This is a genomic window from Pedobacter rhizosphaerae (assembly GCF_900111155.1).
GTDB lineage: Bacteria > Bacteroidota > Bacteroidia > Sphingobacteriales > Sphingobacteriaceae > Pedobacter > Pedobacter rhizosphaerae.
Genome location: NZ_FOGG01000006.1, coordinates 101,412 through 117,513, shown reverse-complemented (window position 1 = coordinate 117,513; position 16,102 = coordinate 101,412). Strand labels below are relative to the sequence as shown.

The following is a 16,102-nucleotide window of genomic DNA, read 5'->3' as shown; positions in this document are numbered from 1 at the left end:
TTAATTAACAAACATGAAAACCAATCTAAAATATATCGCTGTATTGGCCATTGCCTTATTCAGCGCCTGTACAAAACAATTAGATATAACACCAGAAGGTTCGCCTTCAGCGCAAAATTTCTGGAAAACCAAAGAAGATGCCCTTAAGGCGGAAGCAGGGATGTATCAGAATTACAATGAGGAAGACTTCTATGGTCGTGGGATGTTCTGGTTTATCAATGCCAGCGATGATATGGTAACAGGAAGAAATAAGCCTGAAGCAGATAACATCAAAAACTTCAATAGAACTTATATCGGAGGGGGTTATACCGAATCGCAATGGAGTATGCGATATGCCGTTATCAAAAGGGCAAACGATATTATTGCCAATGTTCCTGCCATTTCAATGGATGAGAATTTGAAAAAGCAAATTATTGGTGATGCTTATTTTAATGCAGGTCTGGTTTATTTCCAACTGGCCGCCAATTATGGTAATGATAAAGCAGGGGTACCTATTGTAACGCCAGATACCGATCCGGCTCAACCCATAGCCCGGGCAAAAAATGTAAATGAAAACTACGATTACATTATTTCGCTCTTACTTAAAGCAGCAGATAATCTGCCTTATTTCAGCGATATGAAAGCGACTGACTATGGAAAAGCGCATAAAACTGCTGCCTGGGCTTATCTTTCTAAAGTTTATCTCTATAAAAAGGACTATGCAAATGCAGCTAAATATGCCGATATGGTGATCAATTCAGGGAAGCATGAGTTGGTTTTAACTGGCTTTGCCGATGTTTTTAAAGCAGCGAATAACTGGTCTAAAGAATATATCTGGTCGGTAGTTTGCACGCCTAATGGCGGAGGAACAGGCTGGGGAAGTAAGCTGCCAGGTGTTATGCTTACCAACAAAGCCTGGGGAATTTACAATGGCTGGGGTTATTATTTGCCTACTAAAGAACTTTATGATTCGTTCGAGGCTGGTGATCAGCGCCGGGAGGCCACAATTTTAAAAACAGGAGATAAATTTATGTTCTTTGGTGCAGAGCGGAGCTTTACCAAAGATGCAGGAGCCACTTCCGATTATCAGTTTAAAAAATACATGGAGCCTTTTACTTATGCTAATCCGATTCCAACACACGTCAATCCAAATGGAGATAATGGAACAACGGATTTAAATGTTCCGCTTATGCGATATGCAGAGGTTTTGTTGATTAAAGCAGAAGCGGCCATTCAGGTTTCTGGTGCGGGTGCTGGAGATGCCGAACTAAACAAAATCCGATCGAGGGCAGGCCTGGGAGCTAAAACCGGCATGACTATGGTGGATCTTAAACGCGAGCGTCGTAATGAACTTGCGGGAGAGTGGGCAGATCGTCACCGCGATTTAGTAAGATGGCGAGATGCACAAGCCACTTATGCTAAACCTTTGCATGATTCAGCTGGTGCCATTATTTGGCCTGCAAGGGCATTTAACCCAAATGTTCACGATGTTTGGGCGGTTCCTCAAAGAGAGATAGATAATAGTGCAGGGGTGATCAAGCAGAATGAAGGATGGTAAAAAAAATAGGAGTATTAACTGCATCTCTGATCTTCGGATTGGGAATGCAGTTAACTTTCGCTCAAAAAATACTACAAGCCAATAATGGGCATAGCCACAACGATTATAAACAGGAAATTCCTCTTTTAACGGCCTATTATGCCGAAATGGGGTCTATTGAGGCAGATGTTTTTTGCAGAAATGGTGCGCTATATGTAGCTCACGACAGTACAGAAATTAGCGGTGCTGCAACCTTAAAAAAGCTTTATCTCGATCCATTAGCTGCATTTTATCGCCATAATGGTAATCATCCTTATGGAAATGCAAAGGCTAAGCTTCAGTTGGTAATCGATATTAAACAAGATTATGAACAGGTATTGCCACAGTTGCTTAAAGAGATTGCCAGCTATCGGGAGGTATTTGATCAACAGAAAAACCCGAATGCCATCCGAATGGTTATTAGTGGTAATGTTCCCGAACCTGATCATTTTGCCGATTATCCTAAACTGATTTCTTTCGACGGAAGGCCCTACATAAACTACACTGAAAAACAATTATCGCGTGTTGCCATGATTAGTGATGAGCTAAAAAGTTACACCGAATGGAATGGAAAAGGAAATCCTACCCAAGCCGATGAGGTAAAACTAAAAGCAGTAATCGCAAAAGCGCACCAGCAAGGTAAACCGTTTAGGTTTTGGGCAACACAGGATAGTCCGAATACCTGGATCGTATTGGAAAGATTGGGGGTCGACTGGATCAATACCGATCATCCATCTGACTTGAAGCGTTTTTATCAGGATCAGGAAAAGCTTTCTTACACCAATCCTGCCGCTTATCCGGTGTATACCCCCAGTTATAAAAGTGACGGACAAAAAAAACGGGCAAAAAATGTAATTCTACTAATCGGGGATGGAATGGGCTTGGCCCAGATTCATGCGGGTTTAATGGCTAACCATGGGCAGTTGAATTTAACCCGGTTAAAAAATATGGGCTTGGCTCAAACCAGCGCTGCTGATGCCGGAAATACCGATTCTGCTGCCGGTGCTACGGCTTTAGCTACCGGGAGCAAAACCAATAACCGCTACATTGGTGTAGGTCCAAACGGAGAAAAGAAAACTAACCTGGTAGATACATTGGCGGGTTTGCAAATCAAAAGTGCCATCATTAGTGTAGGTGATATAACAGATGCTACACCTGCAGCATTTTACGCACATCAGCTGGATAGGTCTATGAGCACAGAAATTGCGGCAGATTTATTAAGCAGTAAAGTAGAAATCCTTGTCGGGTCAAACCTGAGAAGTTTTTTACAAAATCCTGATAAGGATCTGCTTAAGAAACTTGGGAATCAGGGATTTCAGGTGCACACCAGCTTTAGTGATTTTAAACAGCAAAAAAACGGGAAACAGCTGGTTTTACTACCTGATTCTGCAACAAGGCCGATTTATAAAGGAAGAGGAACCATTTTAGCACAGTCGCTATCGAAAAGTATAGATTTGTTAAAGAACAATAATGCAGGTTTTTTTATCATGGCTGAAGGGGCACAAATTGACTATGGAGGGCATTCGAATAACCTGCCATATGTAGTTACTGAAATGCATGATTTTGATAAAACCATTGGCGCAGCGCTGAAGTTTGCCGATCAGGATGGAGAAACATTGGTTATTGTAACTGCCGACCATGAAACGGGTGGATTAACATTGTTAGATACTGATATTGAGAAAGGTATGATTCGCGGAGCCTTCAGTACCAACGATCACACCAATATCATGGTGCCTGTTTTTGCCTATGGGCCAGGGGCAGAAGATTTTAAAGGGGTATTCCAAAACAATGAAATCTTTTTTAAAATCCTCAAAGCTTTTGGAATAAAGTAAGCTAGCTAAGCTTTTGAAAAAAGAGGCCGGCGTATAAATCAAATTGCATTCGAAAATCTGTCAAAGTTGAGCTTGTCGAAACGGCCTAATAATGCCTCAATTAAAGCCTTCGACAAGCTATCATTAATGTGGCTTTTGTTTCTTTTTGCCATCAAAGGAAAGAGTTCTTCGGCGGCTGCGAGCCGTGGAAAGATTGTGCAGGAGGAGGAAAAATGTCATTCCTATTGATTTTATGAAATAAATTATTCCTCAGGATGGCAATCGAAGTTTATGAGACGGCCTCTTTTGGTTATAGTGTAAACCTGGAAACTTTCTTAATTATTCAGCGTACTTGGCTCTTTATCAGGTTGGTGAGAGTTCAATCCTGCAATTTGAGTGTAGACATTTTCATATACTACCCCCCATTTCTTAAAAAATACGATAAGGTGTTTTCCTGAAACAGCACACAATCTAAGCATGAAGTAGCTCATTTTTTTATTCAGTGGTTTTGAATAATTAAAAGTTTTAAAATTCTTTGTTTCATAAATTTGGGAATTAGGTATTGCTAAAAGCTAATTTCAATGGGGTATTTCTGCGGCAATTTGAGGTGTTTTTTGCACTGCTCACTGGAGTAATCACTGCAGTTCTTTAAAAAAGGAAGACATTTGTCCGGTAATACAAAGGTTATATTTAGCAGTAATTTAGTATCTTTAATCCCTGTTGTCGATTTGTTAATCTAATATTAAGCCCTATCTTAGGGCTGCCAATTAACTAATAATGCATACCCTAAGCGGAGAGTCGGATGAAGTATTGTTTGATCTATTAAAAGAAGATAGTGAAAGGGCTTTCAGCGTATTGTATACTCGCTATTGGGAGAAGCTTTTAGAAGTTGCCTACATCAAACTGCAATCGCAAGAAGATGCCGAAGAAGTGGTTCAGCAGGTGTTTATGAGGCTTTGGAATAGCCGGCATCAAACATTTTTAAAATATACCTTTCGAACTTACATCTCAGCTGCATTAAAATATACCATCTATGCTAAGTATGCCGAGCGGAAAAAAAGAAATGTGATTTCCTTCGAGGACGAACTGTCGCACAACTTAGCGGATAATAGTACACAGCATTGGCTGGATTTCTCTCAAATTAGGATAGAAATTGAAAATCTGGTTGCCCAACTTCCAGAAAAATGCCAAATGGTATACCGTTTAAGTAGAGAAGAAGGCTTAAGTACCAAAGAAATTTCCGCCAACATGGATATTACTGAAAAAACGGTAGAGGGCCACTTAACAAAGGCCTTAAAACATATAAAAGGTAATTTGAGTATGCTTTTTATCTAGTTTTTTAGCGCGGTATAATTCTTTTTAGAAATAAAATAGATTTTTTTTCATTCAGACCAAGGGTATTTTAATTTTTTACATACTATATGTGTGAAATCTATGAAAATGCCTAATCAACAAAATTCAGAAATCGAGAATTTAGCAGAAAAGCTGCTGAATAATACGATAACACCCGAAGAATTCAAGCAACTAGAGGGCTGGTATGCTGAAGTGCCGGATAATGCCCCAGTGTGGAAGCTCGATGATGATAATAAGGAACAACTACAACAACGCCTGTTTAATTCAATAAATTCAAAAATAAAGACTCCGCAGGTATTAAAGTCCTCCCGATGGAAATATTATGCTGCTGCAGCTTCGCTGGCCATAGTTAGTACAGTAGGCATCTTACTTTGGCAGTTCAATGGTAAAGAAAATCAAATTGTACAACTTGTAGAAACTTCTACATCGGGTAAAATAACCAAAATTCACCTACCCGATCATTCAATTGTTTGGCTTAAAGGAAATAGCCGCTTAGATTATCCTTCAAAATTTAGCGACAGTACCCGTAATGTAGTATTGCATGGTGAAGCACTTTTTGAAGTGGCGAAAGATAAACTGCACCCTTTTGTAATCCAAACCGGAAAATATGTTGCCCGGGTTTTAGGAACCAGTTTCAATATCAATGAAAATGCCCAGGCTTTTAAATTAACGGTATTAACAGGTAAGGTGGCAGTATCTGCTGCCAAACATGATGCTAAACTTGCTGCGCCTGTTATTGTTACTCCCGGAAATGAATTTGAAGTAGTTAATCCAGCTCAGCCTGCCCGTGTAGTGGTTGCTCCGGTAGCCGATAAAGTACTCATCTTACACGGAACGGAATATGATATGAATTTCGAAAGCGTCTCTTTCGATGAAGTAAGACAACGAATAGAGAAAAAATTTAATGTGCAAATTGTTGCAGATAAGGCACTTTATGCCAGTTGTGCCATTTCAGCAGACTTAACAGATCAATCTTTGGAAACCACATTAAAACTAGTTTCCAGCTCAATAAATGCCAAATTTTCTATTAATAAAGATCAAATTACCCTTACAGGAGGGGGGGAGTGTAACTGATGAAATAACAACTACTATCAACTATAAAATACAACAGCAGGCGTGCTGCGAACACCCTGCTGTGAAGATTTAGAAGCCTAATTACTAACTACTAAAACCAAACAAATGTACAATAAATTGTTCAATAGGTCAGCCTATGCGCTAAACTTTGCGCTGGCCAGCAGACATGTTGCTTTACGGCATGTTAGAGTTAATGCGCTCCCCACATTAATTAAGATTATGAAGTTTTCTTTGCTGCAAATTCTGGGTATTGCTATTGCTGTTCAGTTCAGCTGGTCTTCTGCTGTGAAGGCCCAACTTACTGAAAAGCGGGTAACAATCGAGTTTTCTGACCAAAAACTGGAGAAAGTATTGAAAACCATTGCCAATAAGGCACAATTCCGATTGGTTTACAATAACCAGATCAAAAAGAACGACACGCCCATCAGTGGGAATTATAATAACATCCGATTGAAAGATTTGTTAGATAGACTCTTAAAATCAAACAAATTAACTTATGAGGTGATTAACGATCAGTTTGTGGTGGTTAAAACACAAACAGAAAAGGAAATTGAACCAGTTTCAACGCCACAGCCTACCTATATTCCCTTAATAAATAAACGTGAGGGTTTTGTGGTGAATGGTAAGGTTGTAGATGAGAAAGATGAGCCGTTGGTAGGTGTTTCTATCCGTGTGAAAAATAATACTCAGGTGGCCACTACAAATGCTAAAGGAAACTTTGCCATTGGCGCAGTCGGACCTAATACCATTCTCGAATTTACCTATTTAGGCTACAGCACACAAAATATTACGGTTAACTCAGGAGCATTCATCACCGTGAAAATGAAGCCAGATCCGGCTAAACTGGATGAGATAGTGGTAATTGGTTACGGTACAACAACGAGAAGAACAAGTACAGGCTCTCAAACCGGGATTAATGCAGAAGACATTGGCAAGCAGCCTGTAGCTAACTTACTACAAACCATGCAGGCGAGAATGCCCGGGGTTTCCATTGTTCAAACCAATGGCTTGCCAGGTGCAGGAATAAACGTACAGATTCGCGGTGCAAACTCTATTGGCCGCCCTAATCGCCCACTTTATATTGTTGATGGAGTACCTTTTTTATCTGAGCAGATCAATTTAGCTGCATCTTTGGCTGGCTCATCTGGTTTACCATCAGCCGAAGGACAAACAAGTCCGCTAAATACGATCAATCCTGCCGACATAGAAAGTATTGAAGTGTTAAAGGACGCAGATGCAACTGCAATCTATGGTTCGCGTGCGGCGAACGGTGTGGTCTTAATTACCACTAAAAAAGGAAAATCGGGTAAAACCAAGTTTGGGGTAAATGCCTCTACTGGTGCATCGGTAGTTCCACATTTTGTTGAGATGTTAGGTGTTGATCAATATCTCGCCTTGCGAAGAAAGGGATTTGCCAACGTAACCACCAGTCCTGCAGCGCCAACAGTTAGCTCTGCTCCGGATTTATTGGTGTGGGATCAAACAGCAAATACAAATTGGCAAAAAGAACTATTAGGCGGAACGGCCAGAACTCATGATGTGAGTGCCAATGTTTCTGGTGGAGATACCCGTACTAACTTTTATGTGAGCGGAACTTATCATAAGGAAGGAAACGTATATCCTGGCGATCAATCTTACCAACGCGGTGGGGTAAACGTGAACCTGAATCACAGTTCGCTGGATCAGAAATTTACCATGGGCTTATCTGCAATTTATTCTACAGATAAAAACGATATATCTACAACAGATTTAGCTAATTATGCCTACAATCTGCCTCCAAATTATCCGGTATATAATCCGAATGGAAGTTTGTACTGGGTTTCTGGCTTAAATAACCCTTACGGATTTCTATATCAAACGAATGATAACAGGACCAGTAATTTGTTGTCCAGTTTAAATCTGAAATATACTATTTTGGATGGCCTGGATATCAAATCTACTTTTGGTTACAGTAAAACTGATTCTAAGCAAACCACTATCAGGCCGCTTAGTTCATTAAACACAGCGTTTACAGCGCCAACAACAGGTACTTCTAGTTTTGCCTATACCTATACCAATACTTACATTATGGAGCCGCAGCTTACATACAATCGTAAAGTTTGGAGAGGAAACTTAAATGTTCTTGCCGGTGGAACTTACCAGTATAGACAATCTGAACAACCCTACTATACCAGTGCTTCGGGTTTCCCATCTGATGACTTCCTGAGAAATATTTCATCGGCAACGCTGATTTCAACTGCTGCTTCCTCTAAAGAGTTTAAATATGCTTCACTTTTTGGACGTGTAAATTACAATATTGAAAATAGATATATTGTTAATGCCAATTTCAGAAGAGATGGTTCTTCTCGATTCGGTCCGAATAGAAAGTTCGGAAATTTCGGATCTGTGGGGGGAGCATGGATTTTCTCTGAGGAAGACCTGATTAAAGATAAAACCACCTGGTTTAGTTTCGGTAAACTCCGTGGAAGTTATGGTACAGTGGGAAGTGATGAGATTGGAGATTACCAATATCTGGCTACCTATTCTACTTCTTCTGCAATCTATAACGGAATTTCCAGTTTAAATCCATCAAGAATTGCCAATGATGATTATCAATGGGAAACAACTAAAAAGCTGGAGCTTGCTTTAGAATTAGGCTTCTTTAAAGATCGTTTATCTTTAGTGGCCTCGTACTACAGGAATAGAACAGGTAATCAGTTAATTAATTATCCTTTAAGTCCGCAGGCTGGTTTTACAGGTTATCAAAGCAACCTCGCAGCGCAAGTGCAAAACTCGGGGGTAGAGTTAAGCTTAATCAGTACGAACATTAAGAACAAAGATTTCTCCTGGACCTCATCATTCAATATCAGTAAGAACGAAAACAAGTTGTTATCTTTCCCTAATATCGAAAAAACATCTTACTACACCACTTATCTGGTAGGTAAGCCAATCAGTTTCTTTGCTGGTTATCAGTTCCTGGGTATCAATCCTGCAACTAACCTGCCCTCATTTGCCGATTTAAATGGAGTTGGTGGCACAGCTTCTCCAACCACCGGACTTTCTGAAATTGGACGCGGAGATCGTTACTTTATTGGCAGTACTTACCCTAATTTCTTTGGCGGTTTAACCAACTCTTTTAACTATAAAGGATTTAATTTAGATTTCACCTTCCAGTTTGTGAAGCAAAAGGGAAGAAGTTTAGCATCATCATCTTTTTATCCTCCGGGCTATATGTATAATGCTGCAGCTAGTGTAATGAACGATTACCTTGCTTTAGGCTCGGCAGATTATCTGGTTACTGCCGGCACAGGCGGTGTAAACGGTAGGGCAGCCTATTTCGGATATAGCAACTGGACAGGTTCTGATGCTAATATTATAGATGCCTCTTTTATCAGGTTAAAGAACGTGAGTTTATCTTACACACTTCCTTCAAAATGGTTGGCTAAAGTACATGCAGAGAATATCAGGGTATTTACACAGGCGCAAAACTTATGGACCATTACTGGTTATAAAGGTTTCGATCCGGAGTCGCAAGGGATCACAACACCTCCATTGCGTACCATTGTTGCTGGTTTACAGTTCACTTACTAACATTTTCAATCATGACAAAATCATTTCATAAAATATTGCTAAGCAGCATCGCATTGGCCACATTGGTTTTATCTGCTTGCGAAAAAACAGTAGAAATCGATCCACCTTTGAACGAGATCACCACGTCGGTTGTTTTCTCTTCTGATAAACTGGCTACCAACGCTATGGCTGGTCTTTACACAGGGTTGGCTGCCACAGCAACCCAAAATACCTTTTTGCCCGTTTACAGTTCTCTTCAGGCGGATGATCTTTTATACACAGGTGCTAACCCTACTTACAGAGAAGTTTTTGATAATGCTTATACGACAGTAAGTTCAGTTCAATCTTCTTTGTTTTCTGACTGGTATGCCATGATTTACAGGGCAAATTCCATTATTGAAGGGCTTCAGAAATATCAGGGTACCTCAGATCAGGTAAAAAAACAACTAACAGCCGAAGCCAAAGTGATCAGAGCATATTGCTACTTTAACCTGGTGAATACGTTTGGCGGTGTACCATTGGTACTAACAACCGATGTAAGCATTAGCTCCATGTTGCCTAAGGAATCAGTTGCAAACGTTTATGCACAGATCAAAACCGATTTAACAGAAGGTAAAGCAAACTTACTGGCCGATTATTCTGCTTCTGGAAATACCAGATTAGGGGTTAACAAATTTGTAGCTGCGGCTTTATTGGCCAGAGTAAGCTTGTTTACAGCAGATTATGCAGCAGCAGAAAGTAATGCTTCAGAAGTTATTGCCTCTAGCTTGTACAGCATGGTATCTGCTGCAAATATCGCTACAGGAGTATGGGTAAAGAACAATACCGAAAGCATCTGGCAAATGTCGTCGCCACTTAACCCCACCCAACAATACACGGTAGAAGCAGGAACATTCTTACCATTCACCGGAACTGATCCGCAGTTTGAGATTCGCCCGGCTTTCTTATCACTCTTCAGTGCTACTGATCTTCGCCGCCAGCGTTGGATGACTAATTATACTGTGGCTGGTGTGGTAAAAGTGTTGCCATTTAAATACAAATATACCACGAATGCGGCGGCTGTAACGGCCAATGTTGTCGAAGCACCGACTACTATGCGTTTAGCCGAGCAATATTTAATCAGGGCAGAAGCAAGAGTCAGAATCGGGACCAATTTAGGTGGTGCATTGAGCGATTTAAATGTGATCCGTAACAGGGCACAAACAGAGCTGAGCACCAGTACAACACAAGGCGCGTTAATTACCGAAATTGCCCTGGAAAACCGGAAGGAATTCTTTTGCGAGCAAGCCTTTCGCTGGTACAATCTGAAGCGAACTGGAGAAGCTGATGCAGTAATAGGCGCATTAAAACCAAGTTACCGCCCTGCTGCAAAATTGCTTCCATTCCCTAATAATGCTGTAGATGCTAATCCAAATTTAATCCAAAACCCGGGTTACTAAAAAGAAACATGAAAAATAACATATTCAACCTCAACACCAAGCCTAAAAGCTTGGTGTTAGCTACTGCTTTGCTCGTTTTAACAGCAAGCTCATGTAGCGTTTTTAAGAAAAATAAACGTAAAAAAGCTACAGCGGCCTCTACCACCGCATTGGCTGCCAAACCGAAAGCTGATAGCACTAAAAGTGTTATTAAGCCTTACAGTGAGGTTATTACCTCGAAGGCTGTTACTCAAAAAGGCTTGTTTACTGTTCACAAAGTAAATGATAAATACTTTTTCGAAATTCCTAATCAACTATTGAAAAAGGAGATTTTAGCAGTAAACCGTTTAAGCAAATCTACTCCCGGCGCAGGTAACTATGGCGGTGAAGAAGTAAGTTCTAGAATTATTTATTGGGAGTTAGGTCCGAATAACAAGTTGTTCTTAAAAGTTTCGGCTACAGTGAGTATTGCCGATTCTACCGATATGATTTCTAAAGCGGTGGCAAGCTCTAACCTGAACCCTATTATGGCAGCCTTCCCGATCAAGGCAAAAAGTAAAGACTCATCGGGCGTAGTAATTGATGTTACCGATTTTCTACTCACAGAATCGCCGTTACTGGCTTTTAATGCAGAGAATAAAAAGGCTTATGGACTAGGCATGCAGGCGGCAGATCGCTCTTACATCGAAAGTGTGAAAAGCTTCCCGATTAACACAGAAATTAAAACCATCAGAACCTATTCGGCTGCGGGGGTGAGGCTTCCGGCTGTTAGTGAAGCAGGGGCAGTTACCTTAGGAATGAATACCTCATTTATCAAACTTCCGGATAATCCCTTAAGAAAACGAATATATGATCCACGTGTGGGATACTTCGCAAGCGCAAATATCAGGTACAAAGATAGCCAGCAGAAAGTTGAGCAAGAGGCATTTATTCACCGTTGGAGATTAGAACCGAAAGCAGAAGATTTAGAAAAATTCAGACGTGGGGAATTGGTAGAGCCTCAAAAACAGATCGTTTATTACATCGACCCGGCAACGCCTAAAATGTGGAGACCTTTTCTTATTGCAGGGGTCAATGATTGGCAAAAGGCCTTTGAACACGCAGGTTTTAAAAATGCAATTGTTGCAAAAGAGTGGCCAGAAGCAGATACAACAATGAGTTTAGACGATGCACGTTTTTCGGTAATTCGTTACTTCGCATCGCCGCAACAAAATGCTTATGGACCAAATATTGCAGATCCGAGGACTGGTGAAATTTTAGAAAGCCACATCGGTTGGTACCATAATGTTATGAACTTAGTTCATCGCTGGTACATGATCCAGGCAGGAGCCATTGATCCAAGAGCCCGCAAAAATAAATTTGATGATGAGTTAATGGGGCAGCTGATTCGTTTTGTTTCGTCACATGAGATTGGCCACACACTGGGTTTACGCCACAACATGGGGGCTAGCCATGCCACACCAGTAGAAAAACTCAGAGATAAAGCTTGGGTAGAAGCACATGGACATACAGCTTCGATTATGGATTATGCGCGTTTCAATTATGTAGCACAACCAGAAGATCATGTTAGCGAACAGGGGATTTTTCCTCGTATCAACGATTATGATAAATGGGCCATTCAATGGGGATACAAGCCAATTTTAGATCAGCCAGATGCCCAGGCAGAGAAAAAAATTTTGAATAAATGGACAATAGACAGTTTAAAAAACAAACGTTTATGGTTCGGTGGAGAGGGGAGAGACCAGGATCCACGTTCGCAATCGGAAGATTTGGGGGATGATGCTATCAAAGCAAGTGAATACGGTATTAAAAACCTAAAAAGAATTGTACCACAGCTAAACAACTGGACACGTGAGGATGGAGAAGGTTATGAGAATCTGAAAGAAATGTATAAAGAAGCAGTTGACCAATATAGCCGCTATGCGTTTCACGTTTTAAAGTATTTAGGTGGCGTAATGGTTACCGAAAAAAGTTCTGATCAACCAGGTGCTGTTTATCAGGCCGTTAGCCTGGGTAAGCAAAAAGAAGCCATTAAATTTTACAATGATCAGGTATTCACTACGCCTAAATGGCTGGTTAATAAAGAGATCCTGAATAAAATAGATCCGGGTTTTAGTTTCAATGCCGTACAAACCGTACAGCAAGGCGTTGTTGCATCTGTAACCTCACAAAGCAGGTTGTTTAGAATGATGATTAACCAGAGAGATAATGGGAAAGGTGCTTACTCTCCGCGTGAATGGTTAAACGACTTAAAATCTGGAATTTTTAGCGAGTTAAAAACAGGCAAACCTACAGATGAATATCGCAGAGCATTGCAGAAAATGTATGTGGGTAGCATTATTACCATGTACAACAAACGTTTTGCACTGCAAGGTTCTACCGATAATATTTTGGCCTCGGTAACACCTACAGATGTACTGCTTTATTCTAACGTAAAGGCATTGGCATTTGCTCACTTGAAAGATCTGCGTGCAGATATTACCAAAGGGGCAGCAACAGCTAAGGATCAGGACACAAAAATTCATTTCCAATACCTGAAACAGATGTTGGATAAAATTGTAAATGAATCACCTATACCGGGATTAAACTACTAAAACAATAGCTATGATCAGTTTAAAAAAGAAACGTTCTACAACAGCACTTATCGCTTTAGCATTGATCTCTATTTCGGCAGCCTTTTCTTTTAAGGCTGCCAATTATGAATTTGAAGGCGCATTAACAGGACTCGATGGAACGGTGATCAAACTGACCTATCGCTACGAGGGAAAAGACGTTGCAGATTCGACTGTTTTAAAGAATAATCAATTCTCGTTGAAGGGGATTTTGCCAGAAACGGTAGTTTGTACGCTGAGTAATTCTGCCAATCAACAAATTAAAATATTTATAGCCCAAAACGCCATTATTGGTTTCTCGGGAGCCTTGGATAAATTTTACGATTTAAAAATTAAGGGTGCAACAGAAAACTCCCTTTATCAGGAGTTCAAGGAAAAGGCTTTATCACTTTCAGGCGATTACCGTAAAACCATAGACAAGGCAAAAGTTGATAGACATGATCATAAGAGCCCGCAGTTTATCCATTACAAAAAGCGGATCGATAGCCTGACCATTGATTTTGTTAAACGCAATAATGATTTGTCTGTGGCCGCCCTAGCTATGATAGATAGTTATTTGAACGATACAGATAGAAAACAGGCCGCTAATGCCTATGCGCTTTTATCTGAAAAGGGAAAAAACACTTTTTATGCCAAACGCATTAAACAGTTTATCAATACTGAAGTAGCTATCAGTAAAGGCAATGAGGCTCCAGGCTTTACCCTTAATGATTTAAATGGTAAGCCCGTAAAGCTGGCTGATTACCGCGGGCAATATGTTTTGCTCGATTTTTGGGCCAGCTGGTGCCCACCATGTAGAGCTGAACACCCCTTGTTGAAAAAGCTTGAGCAGCAGTATGGTAAAAAGATTGCATTTGTGAGTATATCAATGGATGCAGTAAATAAATCATGGAAACAGGCCGTGCAGCAAGACCAGTTAACCTGGACGCAGCTCAACGATCCACAGGCTAATAATGGAGAAGTAGCTGATAGTTATGGAATTAAAAGCCTGCCCTTCAACTGTATTGTTGATACCGAAGGAAAAATTCTGGCTACCAAATTAAGAGGACACGACTTAGAAAATTTTCTTGCAAAAATGTTCAGTCAGCCGCAGAAATAAAAAAGAGAGTTAGTTTAATGATGACAAGCGCAGTTGGTGGATGCCACTGCGCTTCTTTTTTAACTACCCATTTATATTCAATAAACATGAAAAGAAATATATTCATCACCATGATTAGTCTGGTGGCCAGCTTACCATTTACTCCGGCATTTGTCAACGCAGCACCGGGTAAAAATACACCTAAAAGGAGTACGCTAACCGAGAGCTTATTGATACTCAGAAACGCCTGGGTTTTAGATGTAAACAAAGGAAAGTTTCTGGTTGGTAAAGATGTAGTGGTTCGTGGAGATAAGATTATTAAGGTTGGTAAGGCACCCCGAAAATTAGATCGGGCAAAAGTGCTCGATTTAACAGGCAGTTATATTATTCCAGGGCTTATTGATGCACACGTGCACGTTACTGCACACAGGAGTAATAACATGGAAAATACCTATAAGCACCTGGAATATTTCCTACGGCACGGGATTACTGCTGTACGTGATGCAGGTGGCGATGGGGCATCGTTATTAAAGGCACAAACCGAAATTCGGGAGGGGAGAAAACTCGGACCGGATGTTTATTTTTCATCCTTCATGGCCGGTGATTTGTACTATAACAGGGGGCAGGGACTGAGAAAAGAGCCTTATAGTCCCTGGGAACAACGCTTAGTACCTGGTGATGATTTAGACAAAGCAATAGCCTCGGCTAAAGCTTGTGGTGCAACAGGCGTTAAACTTTACCACTCTTTTGATAAAGATTTTTTACCTGATGTTGTGAAGGCAGCCAAAAGGCACGATTTGAAAGTTTGGGGGCATACCATGATGTATCCTGCTAAACCAGTAGAAGTGATTAAGGCAGGCGTACAAGTACTTTCACATGTTTCGATGTTGGAAACCATGAAAACTGATACCTTGTTTTATAGAAGAACTACGCCTGCTGCCTATAAAGACAGTGTAATTGCAAAACTGGATATTACTGAGTTTTGTAGGGAAATGAAAGCGCACCATGCCATTTTAGATGCAACTTTATGTGTTTCGGAAAAAGATAAATGGGTTTTCCCTTTAGCGAAACGAGTTCATCAGCAAGGAGTTAAAATCGTGGCAGGAACGGATCAGATTGTTGATTTGAAACGTCCTTATCCACGCTTGGTAGATGAACTGGATTACTACATTAAGGAAGCCGGTTTTACCCCTGCAGAAGCCATTCGGTCTGCAACCATTGTTGGTGCAGAGGTTTTAGGGGAAGAGAAAAACAGGGGCACCATAAAAGCAGGTAAAAAAGCAGATTTGCTCGTGCTAAAGAACAATCCTCTTTTAAATATCAGGGCACTGGAGAAAATAGAGATTGTGATTAAGTCAGGAAAGATTGTGAAATAAAATTGTCGTTCCCGCACAAGTGGGAATCCTTAAGGGTTTTTACAGGGCTTTGATGCAGGCAGCTCCCCTCCTTTTTTCAAGGAGGGGATGTGTAAGGATTGTGGGGAGCGGGGTGGTCCTTTTCTAGTTGGAGCGTCTCCAATGCGGTTAACTTAAGGAGAAAACTAAAATGGATTGTCAATCCTGAGCCTGTCGAAGGATAATCCATTTTAGTTTTCGACTTATTAAGAAGGTCTTCGATTACTTGTCCCGGATTTCACTACATAAGGGATTGTT

General features: G+C 40.6%; 9 protein-coding genes. All 9 read left to right on the top strand.

The window, feature by feature from the left end; translation table 11 throughout:
• Positions 1–13: 13 nt before the first annotated feature.
• The 9 genes from BMX11_RS06675 to BMX11_RS06635 all read left to right on the top strand — a co-directional run bounded on the left by BMX11_RS06675 (position 14) and on the right by BMX11_RS06635 (position 15,826).
• On the top strand, positions 14–1,537 hold the full coding sequence (locus BMX11_RS06675; RefSeq protein WP_090882721.1) for a RagB/SusD family nutrient uptake outer membrane protein: 1,524 nt from the start codon (positions 14–16) through the stop codon (positions 1,535–1,537).
• Positions 1,531–3,387: an alkaline phosphatase gene (locus tag BMX11_RS06670; RefSeq protein ID WP_245738598.1), complete on the top strand. Its 1,857-nt coding sequence runs from the start codon at positions 1,531–1,533 to the stop codon at positions 3,385–3,387. The genes BMX11_RS06675 and BMX11_RS06670 overlap by 7 nt, the downstream gene beginning before the upstream one ends.
• Before the next feature lie 756 nt (positions 3,388–4,143).
• On the top strand, positions 4,144–4,701 hold the full coding sequence (locus BMX11_RS06665) for an RNA polymerase sigma factor (RefSeq protein ID WP_090882719.1): 558 nt from the start codon (positions 4,144–4,146) through the stop codon (positions 4,699–4,701).
• A gap of 105 nt (positions 4,702–4,806) precedes the next feature.
• Positions 4,807–5,793, top strand: a complete 987-nt coding sequence (locus BMX11_RS06660) for a FecR family protein (protein ID WP_175474493.1) — start codon at positions 4,807–4,809, stop codon at positions 5,791–5,793.
• Positions 5,794–5,898: 105 nt separating this feature from the next.
• On the top strand, positions 5,899–9,363 hold the full coding sequence (locus BMX11_RS06655; RefSeq protein ID WP_090882715.1) for a SusC/RagA family TonB-linked outer membrane protein: 3,465 nt from the start codon (positions 5,899–5,901) through the stop codon (positions 9,361–9,363).
• Positions 9,364–9,374: 11 nt separating this feature from the next.
• A complete protein-coding gene (locus BMX11_RS06650; protein ID WP_090882713.1) occupies positions 9,375–10,781 on the top strand; it encodes a RagB/SusD family nutrient uptake outer membrane protein in 1,407 nt (468 codons plus the stop codon).
• A gap of 8 nt (positions 10,782–10,789) precedes the next feature.
• Complete coding sequence (locus BMX11_RS06645; RefSeq protein WP_090882711.1) at positions 10,790–13,354, top strand: zinc-dependent metalloprotease; 2,565 nt, start codon at positions 10,790–10,792, stop codon at positions 13,352–13,354.
• 10 nt (positions 13,355–13,364) lie between these two features.
• Positions 13,365–14,471 (top strand): TlpA disulfide reductase family protein, encoded by a 1,107-nt coding sequence (locus BMX11_RS06640; RefSeq protein WP_090882709.1) that lies wholly within the window; start codon positions 13,365–13,367, stop codon positions 14,469–14,471.
• A gap of 86 nt (positions 14,472–14,557) precedes the next feature.
• On the top strand, positions 14,558–15,826 hold the full coding sequence (locus BMX11_RS06635; RefSeq protein WP_175474492.1) for an amidohydrolase family protein: 1,269 nt from the start codon (positions 14,558–14,560) through the stop codon (positions 15,824–15,826).
• Positions 15,827–16,102: the final 276 nt, after the last annotated feature.

Coding starts and splice junctions, on each gene's coding strand:
- BMX11_RS06675 (WP_090882721.1), top strand. CDS start 14: ATGAAAACCAATCTAAAATATATCGCTGTATTGGCCATTGCCTTATTC.
- BMX11_RS06670 (WP_245738598.1), top strand. CDS start 1,531: ATGGTAAAAAAAATAGGAGTATTAACTGCATCTCTGATCTTCGGATTG.
- BMX11_RS06665 (WP_090882719.1), top strand. CDS start 4,144: ATGCATACCCTAAGCGGAGAGTCGGATGAAGTATTGTTTGATCTATTA.
- BMX11_RS06660 (WP_175474493.1), top strand. CDS start 4,807: ATGCCTAATCAACAAAATTCAGAAATCGAGAATTTAGCAGAAAAGCTG.
- BMX11_RS06655 (WP_090882715.1), top strand. CDS start 5,899: ATGTACAATAAATTGTTCAATAGGTCAGCCTATGCGCTAAACTTTGCG.
- BMX11_RS06650 (WP_090882713.1), top strand. CDS start 9,375: ATGACAAAATCATTTCATAAAATATTGCTAAGCAGCATCGCATTGGCC.
- BMX11_RS06645 (WP_090882711.1), top strand. CDS start 10,790: ATGAAAAATAACATATTCAACCTCAACACCAAGCCTAAAAGCTTGGTG.
- BMX11_RS06640 (WP_090882709.1), top strand. CDS start 13,365: ATGATCAGTTTAAAAAAGAAACGTTCTACAACAGCACTTATCGCTTTA.
- BMX11_RS06635 (WP_175474492.1), top strand. CDS start 14,558: ATGAAAAGAAATATATTCATCACCATGATTAGTCTGGTGGCCAGCTTA.